The sequence below is a fragment of the Anabaena sp. TISTR 8404 genome, assembly GCF_056847745.1.
Genome location: NZ_CP180578.1, coordinates 790,493 through 803,206 on the forward strand (window position 1 = coordinate 790,493; position 12,714 = coordinate 803,206).

The following is a 12,714-nucleotide window of genomic DNA, read 5'->3' on the forward strand; positions in this document are numbered from 1 at the left end:
GGCTAGATGATGCCCATTCCAGGCATTCTTCTAAAAACACCATATCAGTTTCAGTCTACGCTTTGCTTATATCTAATGGATGTAACTGGCAAATAACTCATTTTTTATATCTACAAATAAAATTACAAAGTTTAAATTTAGTGGCGCATTCCGCAAACGCACTATAAAATCAAACTCAATCTTTATTATTTATTATTGCTATCAATTAGCAGGAATATTACCATGCAAAAAATTAATAAATATATATTTTTAAGTTTGACTACTGTTAGTTTATCTGCTGGGTATTCGAGATTATTTGCTACAGAAATTAAGTTATTAGCGCAGTCACAAACTATTCCCAATGTCAATGAATATTTAGAGAAAAACAAACCTGAAAGTTACAAATTTTTGAAAAAGCAACTAGACACATCTATTCAAGATGCTAAACAGCCAAGTACCGATAAAGTAGTCAATAATCTTTGGGCGTTATCAAATACTAATCCAAAAATTAAAACCAGAGAACGCAACGGTAAAACGGAATTTTTAATGGTAAGTTGGCAGTATGTGCCAAATCCCAGTCAAGATTGGCCAGTAGGAACAAAAGATATAAAACGCCAAACTTGGTTAACAGTATTCCCCCAAGTTCAAGAATTTTGCCAAAACTGTAAAGGTACAGGTATTAACTTGCCAGGAAATATTATGTTGGCATTGAGGTTACAGCAGTATTTAGGTTTAGTCATAAATAAATATGCTAATAAAACTCACTTTGTAGAAATGTGGGTCAAAGCAGAAGATTTAAGCAGACCATGTATTGACCCAGAAATTAATGATTCTAGTTGTAGGGTTTTACCTGTACCTGTGCCTGAAAGTAATTCCATTCTGCACAAGATATATACAAACTCTTACGAAAATAAAGAAAAAGAATACTATCCTTGGACTGGTTTAGGCTATACATACGATTGGGGAAATCCTCAAAAGCCTCATATTGGTGCTAGTGAATTTCTCATCAACGCAACTAATGAAAAGCCTGTTGAAGTGGAAGTTGTGGCTGTTAAACCAACTTTAGAATACTGTAATAATCAACATTTAAAGTAAAACCACAAGTCGAAAATTCTCACGTTGAAACCATATCCCGCCTAGAACTAAAGTTCCAGGCTAATAGCAAAAGTCCACTTAAGTGGACTGAATTTTTCTTTGAGTCCTCTTGAGAGGACTTGCACTATGAGACTCGGAATTTATTCCGAGGCGGGACAGATGGGCTACTACCAACAATATGACTTTTCAGACATCCTCTTAGTGCGATCGCCTGCTTTGAGGATATTTGAAAAACTTGAGTTCGATATCAGATAAAACTCCTATTCCTTATTTTTATTGATATATTTGCGTCGCCTTGAGCATGTGGTAAGTAATAATTAACTGGGTAAGAGCTAAGGGGTAACTTTGTAAGGTTTCCCCGGTTGTGCCAGCAATTTTGCCCAATTCTGGGTTACTTTCGCGATCGCACACACTTTTTAAATGTGGCATATCAGAACAAATAATATGTTCTAATTTATTCACCTGTTCTAAAGTGGCGTGACCATCAACTTCTAAGACATCCACCGGTTTATTCATATCTCGGTCTAATCCCAGGCGAATCGCTGAACCAGAAATCTCATTGGTCAAATTGATAATCGGCGTAAAATCTGGATGGGGAATAGTGGGACGCAGTACTAAACGCACGTTGAGGTGTCCATTCGCTTCATCCTCCTCACCGTTGGGTGGATAAAAACTCACCACTATATCCGACCATTGGCGTTGGGGACGAATAAATTGTTCTGAGTCTGGTTCGCGCTTTTCTAATTCTGCTAATACTTGTTCGGGAGTGTAGCCGCGTTTTTGAGTGTCGCGTTTCACTTTCCACTTGGCGCGTAATGGTTCGGGGGGTGCAAGGTAAACTTTGACATCATAACAGTCGCGGGCGGCGCGGGTAGAATAACCAAGCAAGCCTTCAATAATCACAAATTTATTCGGCTTGATGTAGGTTGGGGCTTCAAAAGTCCCAGTTTTGTGGCTGTAAACAGGTTTGAGAATGGGCTGTCCTGTGCGGAGTAGGGACAGGTGCTGCTGCATAATATCTAAATGGTTGCAGTCTGGGTGTAAGGCCGTAATCCCATTTTCGGCACGTTGCTTGCGATCGTAACGGTGGTAATCATCTGTACAAATGAGCGTAACATTCTCTGTCCCAAGTACCTGAGCAATTCCTCTGGTTAATGTTGTTTTCCCAGCAGCACTATCACCCACAATGCCAAGAATTATTGGACGGTTCATGACCCACCCCCGACACAAACAAATTTTGTAATCAATTTTGCAGACACCGTTGTTTTATTTTAAAAGGGAATTAGCAAGTCACTCATGTTCCAGCCTTGTCTGCAACATCTCTATACATAACGGTATCTGTGTAATAGTTTGTTGACAAATTGGTAGTAATTGAAAGAAATTTTTTTATCTGTAGGCGATGGATATTTTTTCCTACTTTGGGGTGTATGCCATAAATTACACAAACTTCTACTATGACAGAAATAGCGAATTAATCTTCGCAGTCAAGAAGTATTAAGGGTCGGTTGCATCAAGCTAACTGTGCGGTATACCCAAGAAAGACGGTAGTGTTGGGGATCAGGATAGGGCAGGCATTATGGTAACGTTAAATGTTTCGGAGTTGGATGAGGTTGATCAATTTCGTCGCTTACAGTCAACTTTGCGCGATCGCTGGAAAACTATCGAGCTATTTGACAATAGTGAAGCAGATATATTAGTTGTTCCTTCCCTCAGCCTTGATCAGCGAGAACTGCAAAAAATTGAAGGTTGTGAACATTATGAAGAACGATTGTTATTTTCTTTGATGCGGTTGCGAAATCCGCGCACGCGACTAATTTATGTCACATCAATGCCACTGCATCCTAGTATTATTGACTACTATTTACAACTGTTACCAGGCATTCCATTTTCTCATGCTCGCAATCGTTTACTTTTGCTTTCCACTTATGATTCTTCAGCGCAACCCCTTAGCCAAAAGATTTTAGAACGCCCCCGCTTGTTAGATCGAATTCAGCAAGCTTTAAGGCTAGAAAAATCATTTATGATCTGCTACAACGCCACAAATTTAGAAGCAGAATTATCTTTAAAATTGAACGTGCCGTTATATGCAGCCGCCCCAGATTTGCAAATTTGGGGAACCAAAAGTGGTAGTCGGCAAATTTTTGCCGAAAGTGGAGTTCCTCATCCAGATGGTAGTGAAAGAGTTTGGAATGCTCAAGATTTGGCAGAAGCAGCAAGTAATTTATGGGAACGCCAACCAACATTACAACGGATGGTGGTAAAACTTAACGAAGGAATTTCGGGAGAAGGCAACGCACTGCTAGATTTAAGACCAATGATGAATTTAGCACCAGGGCAAGCTACTCATGAGGAAAGAGTAGCAGCAATTAGCGATCGCTTTTCCACCATGCGCTTTCAAGCTAAACAAGAAACTTGGGCTAATTTTTCAGGACGCATTCCTGAGTTAGGCGCAATTGTCGAAGCATTTATCGAAGGAGAAATCAAGCGTTCTCCCAGTGTTCAAGGACGCATCACACCCACAGGCGAAGTCGAAATCCTTTCTACCCACGACCAAATACTCGGCGGCCCAGACGGTCAAATTTATCTCGGATGTCGCTTTCCCGCCGATGAAAGCTATCGCTTACCATTGCAGCAATTAGGTTTAAAGGTAGGCAGAAAACTAGCAGAAAAAGGCGCACTAGAAAGATTTGGCGTTGATTTTATCACCGTTGACCAAGGGGGGAAAAATTGGGATATTCAGGCGATCGAAATTAACTTGCGCAAAGGTGGCACTACCCATCCGTTCATGACCTTAAAATTATTAACTAATGGTCGCTATGACCTCTCCACAGGCTTGTTTTACAGTCAGCAAGGTCGCCCTAAATATTATGTTGCCACTGATAACCTGCAAAAAGACCGCTATAAAGGCTTGTTGCCCAATGATTTAATGGATATTATTGCTCATCACCGATTGCACTTTGACAGCGGCACAGAAACAGGCACAGTCTTTCATTTAATGGGATGTCTTTCTCAATTTGGCAAATTGGGTTTAACCAGCATCGGCGATTCTCCTCAACAAGCAGAAGATATTTATAACAAAGTTGTTAAAGTTCTGGATGAAGAAACCCGCAGCGACAATCAAAATTTCCCCCTATTTTCCGATTACACATTCCCCATTGCCTGGGAAGGGTACAGTTAGGAAAGTTAAAAGGCAAAAGTTAAAAGTTAAAAGAAGCGAACAAAGTTCAAATCCTTTCTACCATTGACTTTTGACCATTGACCATTGACTATTGACTCGTGACTCTTGACCATAGGTTAAAATCGAGTCAGCGTTTGTATTGTAGCGGTTGTGTCCCATATCCCTCAGAGGGCGGTTCACTGCATAAATCCTGATTGTCAACGTCCTTACCCCCAACCTTGGGGAAACAAATTTTGTAACAGCTGTGGCGCATTGCTTCAGCTGCTAGACCGCTATGTCCCATTGCAACCACTGGGTTCGGGTGGTTTTGCCCAAATTTATACAGTTTGGGATGAAAAAACTCAAACAGAAAAAGTGCTAAAAGTTTTGGTGGAAGAATCACCAAAAGCCCAGGAATTATTTACACAAGAAGCAGCAGTTTTAATTGGTTTGCAGCATCCTGGTGTTCCGAAAGTCGAAGCTGATGGTTTTTTTCAGATAAATATTACGAGTCCGAAACCGCGCCAATTAGCTTGTTTGGTGATGGAGAAAATTAACGGGCCGACTCTGGATGAAATACTGAATAACTATCCTCAAGGCTGTCCAGAGAATTTAGTGCTGAACTGGTTCACTCAAGCTGTCAAAATTTTACAAGAATTGCACAAATGTCAAATTATCCACCGCGATATTAAACCTTCTAATTTAATGCTGCGGATACCAGCATCAACCGCACCGCCAACTCAAGCCAGAACCGGATGGGAACAACTAGTATTAATTGATTTTGGTGGTGTAAAACAAATGAATGCTGCAATGCAGCGTCGAGAATCGAGTTCAACGCGGTTATTTTCTTCTGGTTACAGTCCACCAGAACAAGTAACTGGGGGGAATGTCGCGCCTGCGGCTGATTTTTACGCCCTCGGTCGGACAATGATTGAGTTACTCACAGGTAAGTATCCGCCAGAGTTGGAAGATATACAGACAGGGGAATTGCGTTGGCGAAATCAGGTGAACGTAAACTCACAGTTTGCCGATTTACTTGATGATATGGTCAAGGAAGACGTGCGATCGCGTCCAACAAATGCAGCTATCATTCTCAAGCGATTAGCAAAAATTAACAAACCAGCCAAGCCAAAATTACTTACGCAACTGCAAAATTCAGCCAGTCGCACCTCAACCCAAGCTACCAATAATTTAACACTGCTCATTCAAGCAATTGAGCGAGCTTTAGCCGATTTTCTGCAAGCTATTGGCAAGTTTATCTTGTTTATAGCCAAAGCACTTCTCAAAATTATTCAAGCTTGTCTGTCAACAATTTGGGCAATGCTGCTATCTGGGATAGGCGCTTGTTTAGGGACAATAGTCGGTTTTTTTGTGGCTTACCGCACAATTTTAGGCGATCGCATTGTGGAATTAATCTTGCGTCAGCTACCAGAATTAATTCCCAATTCTCAAACAGCCTTTGGCGCGGACATTTTAATATTTGTTAGTGCTGGCTTGGGAACCGCCTGGGGACTGACAATATCTGGCTGTTTTAGTCAACGGCGGCGGTTTTTAGTAGCGTCGATGATGGGTATCATCAGCTATGGATTCGGTTGGCTATTTTGGCAACTCATTTCCCCAAAACAAAGCAGCGATGGTTTGGTAGCCATGATTGCTGTTTCTGTATTTTTATTAAGCCTTAGTTTTAAGTTTCGCAGCCATCACATAGTTTATGCTTTAGTTGCTGCCTTTGGTACAGTCAGCATTTTTTCCGGCTTATTCGTTTTAGGCTTCCCCGCCACAGTCTTTAACTTTTCTCCTCAGCCACTTTGGTCAGAGTTAGGCTTACCTTTGGCTTTGTTTGGTTTTACCGCCATCTTGATGAGCTTTTGGCTGGGGGTCAGTCACTACCTAATTGTTCCAGGACTGCGCTTTTTAGGATGGCGTTAAGTAAATATACTCAATAAATAGCAGGGAACAGGGAACAGGGAACAGGCTTTAAAGTCGCTCAGTGTCCATGTTTAATAATTCGTCTTTGCCATTATCTCTGCTTCTACTGCTATACATAGTGGGAAGAAAAATCAATGGTTTGGGAAGGGTGTAGGGGTGCAGGGGTATATGTGTTCAAAACCATTATGCCCGACACCCTTAGATTCTTTTACCCAGTTTTAACAAACAACCTTTGTGCGTAAGTCTTACCTAAAACAAGATCCCCCCAGCTACTTTGTTGATCTAGCTAGGGGGATCGCATATTTGATAGTCTATAATTGGTTCTGTATAGTTCCTTACGAATCGATTCTAAAACCTAAATTTGGTTTTGTGTAGTCCCAATCTCAGAATTTATACTATTTTTATAGCTTCTTCATCGCCACTTCATTCCCAGGATTTGCTGAGCAAGCGGTATATGTGTATATGTTAAGTATGGCAGTAGATCGACACTTAACTTATCACTCATACAAATATCCGTAAAAATTATGAAACTCCAGATTGTCAGTGTTGTTGCTCTAATAGTTTGTACGGGGTTAACAGAAAAAGCCTTGGGATTGAATCCGCAAGACCTAGAACAGTTAAAAACATCCGGAAGTTGTTCTCGGTGCGATTTAAGTGGTGCTGAACTCACTCAATTTAATTTAGCTGGTGCAAATTTACGCGGGGCTAACTTAAAGGGAGCAAATTTATCGCAAGTAAATCTTGCAAATGCAGATTTGACGGGTGCAAATCTAGAAGGTGCAGTTCTAAATTCTGCCAATCTCACAGGCGCATCTTTAACAGGTACAAATCTCACATCAGCATCTTTGGAAAATTCAGATATATCTTTTGCTGGTTTTCTTGGTGCTAATTTGACTGCTACAAACATGACAGGTGCTAAGTTATACTTTACTAATTTCCGGGGAGCTAACTTCCGACTGACAACTTTGCCTGTTGGTGGGGTGACTTCTGATAAACCTTACTGGTGGTCAACACAACGCATTATTCCCAGACAATGCAACAAATTTAAATCAGAAAATATACGCGGTACAACTTGCTATACACAATAACAGGGAGTAGGGAGTAGGGAAAACTACTCCACTAAGCTACTTCAGACAATTGAGGAGTCAGTGCGTTGCGCTGGCTCTTTATTACTTTGCTATAATCACCAATCACCAATTAAGAACATTTTGTTCATTAACACTTCTTTATCATGGGAACAAAGCCCGTAACAGAAATTGATTGATGCTAACCAGTATTAAAGACATAGCCACAAAACTAGCGCCCCGTTTAGTTGAAATTCGCCGTCATATTCACGCTCATCCCGAACTCAGTGGTCAAGAGTACCAAACAGCCGCCTTTGTAGCTGGGGTTCTGTCTTCTAGTGGCCTGCTTGTACAAGAAGGTGTTGGTAAAACTGGTGTGATTGGGGAAGTGCAGGGTACAGGTTCAGATCCTCGTTTATTAGCTATTCGGACGGATATGGATGCTTTACCCATCCAAGAACGTACAGGTTTAGAATATGCTTCCCGTAGAGATGGTGTAATGCACGCTTGTGGCCATGATGTCCACACCACCGTTGGGTTAGGTACGGCAATGGTATTATCCCAAATCGCTGATGAATTGGGTGGTAAGGTACGATTTTTATTTCAAGCAGCAGAGGAAATTGCCCAAGGAGCGCACTGGATGGTGCAAGATAAGGCAATGGAAAGTGTTTCTGCAATTTTAGGAGTTCATGTTTTTCCTTCCATACCCGCAGGTTCGATTGGAGTGCGCTATGGGGCTTTGACAGCCGCAGCCGATGATTTAGAAATTACGATTATCGGTGAATCTGGACACGGCGCACGTCCTCATGAAGCAGTTGATGCAATTTGGATTGCTGCACAAGTCATTACTGCGTTGCAACAAGCTATTAGCCGGACTCAGAATCCTTTGCGCCCAGTAGTGTTGAGTATAGGGAAAATTAATGGTGGTAGAGCGCCAAATGTGATTGCGGATAAGGTACAGTTATTCGGAACTGTGCGATCGCTTCATCCCGAAACTCGCGCCCATCTCCCCAATTGGATTGAAAATATTGTGGCGAATGTGTGTCATGCTTACGGAGCAAATTACCAAGTTAGCTACCGTCAAGGTGTACCCAGCGTCCAAAATGATTATTCCCTAACACAGTTGTTGCAATCAGCTGCGGAAGAAGCATGGAGTAGCGATCGCGTCCAAGTTTTACCCGAACCCTCTCTCGGTGCTGAAGATTTTTCAGTTTATTTAGAACATGCTCCTGGTTCTATGTTTCGCTTGGGTGTTGGTTACAAAGATAGACTTTTGAATCACCCATTACACCATCCCGAATTTGAAGTTGATGAATCTGCAATTTTAACGGGAGTTGTAACTATGGCTTACGCTGCCTATAAATATTGGTTGTAACCAAAACCTTCTCTTTTGTGTTGACTGTTGATTGTTGACTGTTAACAACCAACTAACTTTATCAGTGATTGAGCAGGGAACCATAAGCGATCGCCGATCATCTGGCAATACTTGATTTTCAATACTCAACAGGGACTTCCAAGAAATAAAATCCCCAAAGCATAATAATGATAATCATTATAGGGGGGTAGGAAGTCACGGCAGCCATCGGCTGCCGTGACTTCCCTTTTTGTAGTAATTTCAATATATGGTTCGAGTTTTGGGGTGTGTTGGAGTGTCAATTGAATTAACTGACTCATTGAAAAGTTTGCTCAAGGAAACAGCTACTCAATTGAAAGGTGCAGCCAGACGACGTTTTCAAGCGCAGACTGTTATGGGATTAGGCTATGGAGGACAACTCATAGCTCAAAACGAGTTGGGATGGGATAGAAAAACCATTCGTAAAGGAATTAAAGAATTAACCAGTGGGATTACTTGCTTTGATAATTATTCAGCTAGGGGTCGATGGAAAGCAGAAGAACACTTACCTTCGTTGTTAGAAGATATTAAAAAATTAGTTGATTCACAGAGCCAAACCGACCCAAGTTTTAAAAGCCAGAGGTTATATACACGCCTAACAGCAAGCAAAGTCAGAAAACTATTAATTGAAAAGTGTGGCTATAGTGACGAACAGTTACCAACTGAAGAAACAATTCGTATCAAATTGAATGATTTAGGTTATAGACTCAATCGAGTAGCAAAAGTTTTACCTCAAAAAAAATTCCAGAAACAGACGCAATTTTTGAACAATTAGCAATAGTTAATCAATCCGCTCTGGATGATCCAAGTATCTTACGTCTTAGTCTGGATGCCAAAGCCCGTGTAGATATTGGCTGCTTTGACAGAGGAGGAAAAAACCGAGTTGTCACAGAAACAGAAGACCATAATTTTCATCCAAAAACTACCGTAACTCCTTACGGCATCTTCCTTCCAGAATTAGACGAACTATTTTTATACTTTACAGAGTCTAATGTAACGAGTGATTTTATTGTAGATGCTCTACAAGATTTTTGGAAGAGTGAGAGTTGGCGATTTCCCACAATAAAAACCCTGATTCTTAACCAGGATAATGGGACAGATAATAATTCTAGACGTACCCAGTTCATGAAACGTATAGTCGAGTTTGTTCATCAATATCAACTAAATATACGGTTAGCCTACTATCCACCCTATCACAGCAAATATAACCCCATTGAAAGAGTATGGGGGATATTAGAAAAGTCTTGGAATGGCAGCATTCTCGATGAAGTTGAAACTGCTTTAAATTTTGCAAAAAACATGACATGGAAAGGCAAACATCCTGTAGTAGTTAAATTAATAACTCAGACTTATGAAACAGGAGTTAAGCTAACCAATAAAGCTATGTCTGCTATTGAAGAACAAATAGAACGTCTGACTAACTCCACAAATGAAAAGTTTCCCAATTTAGGTAAATGGTTTGTTGATATTTGTTGTGGCAGCACTTAATTTCTCTGACTATTTTTAAAGCTTTCAGCTAAAAAAATATCAATATTAATGATGATAATGCACCTGACATTATTTACAGAGTGCAGACTTTTTTATGAGTGTTTTTAGGGGGTGAGAGGCGGTTGCCGTCGGCAACCGCCTCTCACCCCCCTCAGAATGATTATCATTATCTTATAGATATCAAATTATGATTTTTGCTGAGTAATTTATTTCTTGGAAGTCCCACAACAACATAATCTCCAGATTTTGGCTCTTCAAATATTGCCATACACTCAAAGCTAAAGGTTTTTATGCTTTTAATTACACAGTAATTTATGAATTTTGTTTACTAGCAATAATCAACACTCAAAAATACTTGTCTTAATAAATCTGAAAGTATGGACTCATTTATTTATAAAGCTAATCAATCAATTTTTTATTTCTAATTACAACGCATTTCTACCCATAAAAATCATTGCATCTTTGTCAATATGCATAATCACTCAATCTCCAAAATCCTTATTTAACAGTCATTTCCCGATTTTTTAGTAATATCTACTTGACTCATAAATTGAGTAAATATCACTTGAATATTCTCAAACGGTAACTTTGATTAATTTCCTGATTTTGTCAACTGTTCCACACAAACGGCAACTCACATCATGAGTTTGTTACATATTTGTAAAGAATAGTTACATTGACTTAACAAAGGGAAATATTAATTATGGTTGCCTCACTTGAGAATCATCGACAGCATCAAGTTGTTATTGTTGGTGGTGGCTTTGGTGGACTGTATGCAGCAAAAGCTCTGAAAAACGCCAATGTCAATGTTACTCTCATTGATAAACGAAACTTTCATTTATTTCAGCCGCTTTTATATCAAGTTGCGACAGGGGCGCTTTCACCTTCCGATATTTCCTCTCCACTGCGCTCAATTCTCAGCAAAAGCAAAAATACTCAGGTAGTGCTGGGAGAAGTCAATGATATTAATCCACAAGCACAACAAGTAATTCTCGGTGATAAGGTTATCCCCTACGATACCTTGATTGTGGCTACGGGTGCGAAGCATTCTTATTTTGGGAAAGATAATTGGCAAGAATTTGCCCCTGGCTTGAAAACTGTGGAAGATGCGATTGAAATGCGTCGGCGCATCTTTAAAGCTTTTGAAGCGGCAGAACACGAAACTGACCCGCAAAAACGTCGTGCTTTGTTGACTTTTGTGATTGTAGGGGCAGGGCCGACTGGTGTAGAGTTAGCGGGGGCGCTGGCGGAGTTGGCATACAAAACTCTCCAAGAAGATTTCCGCAATATCGATACTTCTGAAACCAGAATTATCTTGTTGCAAGGCGGAGAGCGGATTCTGCCGACGCTGGCTCCAGAGTTATCACAAGAGGCGGAAGCGTCTTTAAAACAGTTGGGTGTGATTGTACATACCAAAACGCGGGTAACAAATATTGAAAATGATATTGTGACGCTCAAGCAAGGCGATGAATTTAAGGAAATCGCGGCGAAGACGGTTTTATGGGCAGCAGGTGTTCAAGGTTCTCCAATGGGCAAGGTGTTAGCCGAACGTACTGGTGTGGAATGCGATCGCTCTTTGCGGGTGGTTGTGGAACCTGATTTAAGTATTAAGGGTTACAACAATATTTTTGTGGTGGGCGATTTAGCGCATTTTGCCGATCAAAATGGTCAACCGCTGCCGGGTGTGGCTCCTGTGGCTAAACAAGAAGGTGAATATGTTGCGGCTTTGATTAAGCGACGCTTGCGTGGTCAAACTCTGCCGGCATTTAAATATACTGATCACGGTAGTTTGGCGATGATTGGTCAAAATGCGGCGGTTGTGGATATGGGCTTGCTGAAGTTGAAGGGCTTTTTTGCTTGGTTGTTCTGGCTGTTTATTCACATCTATTTCTTGATTGAGTTTAATCAAAAAATGTTGGTGATGATTCAGTGGGCTTGGAATTATCTGACTTGCAAGCGTGGGGCCAGATTGATTACTGGCGATGATTCTTTGTCTTTGGCTGCTGTTGATGATGCTGGGGCTACTAGCCATTATCCGCCTGCTCACCATCGTCAGCCTGTTAATGCCTAGCTGATATTCGCTGGTCTAGTGAGGAGATAATATTTTTGGCAAGGCGTACTCCTGAACTGGAGAATCCATCATCGCTCGTCAGTCAGATTGGCAATTTACTGAAAGTTGGCGAGCGTTACTAGTAGTCTACCAAGACAAATCTGCATGGTGGCGGGCTTCGGGGCAGGGCGCAGGGAGCGGAGGGGAAATATTCTCCCCCTTGCCCCCTGCACCCCTGCTAGGTCTACACGGCAATATTGGGTTGGTAAACCACTAGATAAATCGACTAGGCAGTTTTCCTGCTTTCAGTGGATTTTCTTTATTGGAGAAAATACTCTTGCTGCTGTAGCAAAATCATGTTGCTTGTGTGCGATCGCCATGTAGGGCATGATGAGCAAAAGGAACATAACTGGGATTTGCGACATTTTCCACAAGAGTTTGCCAGCCATACTCTAAATCATTTTCAAAAACTTTTTAGTACATAGCAATTTAGGTGATTTATCAACTACTGGTAGAGGCAGGAAATAGGGACTAGGGAGTAAATTTGTTTACAACTAGG

The 12,714-nt window shown here is 41.0% G+C and carries 11 protein-coding genes; 8 read left to right on the plus strand and 3 right to left on the minus strand.

Features of this window, described 5'->3' with window-relative positions:
• Positions 1–222 precede the first annotated feature (222 nt).
• Both ACMX3D_RS03365 and ACMX3D_RS03370 read left to right on the plus strand, forming a co-directional pair.
• A complete protein-coding gene (locus ACMX3D_RS03365; RefSeq protein WP_482750074.1) occupies positions 223–1,074 on the plus strand; it encodes a hypothetical protein in 852 nt (283 codons plus the stop codon).
• A 126-nt stretch (positions 1,075–1,200) separates the two neighbouring features.
• Positions 1,201–1,329 carry a hypothetical protein gene (locus tag ACMX3D_RS03370; RefSeq protein ID WP_482750075.1) on the plus strand — a complete coding sequence of 43 codons (129 nt, stop codon included), beginning with the start codon at positions 1,201–1,203 and terminating at the stop codon, positions 1,327–1,329.
• 18 nt (positions 1,330–1,347) lie between these two features.
• Here ACMX3D_RS03370 and ACMX3D_RS03375 read toward each other — a convergent pair whose 3' ends face one another.
• Positions 1,348–2,286 carry a phosphoribulokinase gene (locus ACMX3D_RS03375; RefSeq protein WP_482750076.1) on the minus strand — a complete coding sequence of 313 codons (939 nt, stop codon included), beginning with the start codon at positions 2,284–2,286 and terminating at the stop codon, positions 1,348–1,350.
• A gap of 364 nt (positions 2,287–2,650) precedes the next feature.
• Between ACMX3D_RS03375 and ACMX3D_RS03380 the strand changes: the two genes are divergently transcribed.
• Entirely contained in the window at positions 2,651–4,252 is a 1,602-nt protein-coding gene (locus ACMX3D_RS03380; protein ID WP_482750077.1) for a peptide ligase PGM1-related protein, read from the plus strand.
• Between the two features lie 57 nt (positions 4,253–4,309).
• Here the strand turns inward: ACMX3D_RS03380 and ACMX3D_RS03385 are convergent, their stop codons facing one another.
• The gene (locus ACMX3D_RS03385) at positions 4,310–4,432 is read right to left on the minus strand and encodes a hypothetical protein (RefSeq protein WP_482752463.1); all 123 of its coding nucleotides are present in this window, start codon (positions 4,430–4,432) and stop codon (positions 4,310–4,312) included.
• Between ACMX3D_RS03385 and ACMX3D_RS03390 the strand changes: the two genes are divergently transcribed.
• The 5 genes from ACMX3D_RS03390 to ACMX3D_RS03410 all read left to right on the plus strand — a co-directional run bounded on the left by ACMX3D_RS03390 (position 4,403) and on the right by ACMX3D_RS03410 (position 12,176).
• Complete coding sequence (locus ACMX3D_RS03390) at positions 4,403–6,160, plus strand: serine/threonine protein kinase (protein WP_482750078.1); 1,758 nt, start codon at positions 4,403–4,405, stop codon at positions 6,158–6,160. The two genes, ACMX3D_RS03385 and ACMX3D_RS03390, sit on opposite strands and share 30 nt — an antisense overlap.
• A gap of 524 nt (positions 6,161–6,684) precedes the next feature.
• On the plus strand, positions 6,685–7,248 hold the full coding sequence (locus tag ACMX3D_RS03395) for a pentapeptide repeat-containing protein (RefSeq protein WP_482750079.1): 564 nt from the start codon (positions 6,685–6,687) through the stop codon (positions 7,246–7,248).
• A gap of 175 nt (positions 7,249–7,423) precedes the next feature.
• A complete protein-coding gene (locus ACMX3D_RS03400; RefSeq protein ID WP_482750080.1) occupies positions 7,424–8,599 on the plus strand; it encodes a M20 family metallopeptidase in 1,176 nt (391 codons plus the stop codon).
• Between the two features lie 280 nt (positions 8,600–8,879).
• Positions 8,880–10,105 (plus strand): ISAzo13 family transposase gene (locus ACMX3D_RS03405; RefSeq protein ID WP_482752268.1). Its coding sequence is split into 2 segments (ribosomal slippage): positions 8,880–9,360 and positions 9,360–10,105, totalling 1,227 coding nucleotides; the frame shifts between segments, so codons are not numbered across the junction.
• Between the two features lie 703 nt (positions 10,106–10,808).
• Positions 10,809–12,176, plus strand: coding sequence for an NAD(P)/FAD-dependent oxidoreductase (locus ACMX3D_RS03410; protein WP_482749839.1), 1,368 nt, complete (start codon positions 10,809–10,811; stop codon positions 12,174–12,176).
• A 284-nt stretch (positions 12,177–12,460) separates the two neighbouring features.
• Here the strand turns inward: ACMX3D_RS03410 and ACMX3D_RS03415 are convergent, their stop codons facing one another.
• Positions 12,461–12,604, minus strand: a complete 144-nt coding sequence (locus ACMX3D_RS03415; protein ID WP_482750081.1) for a hypothetical protein — start codon at positions 12,602–12,604, stop codon at positions 12,461–12,463.
• Between the last annotated feature and the right edge of the window lie 110 nt (positions 12,605–12,714).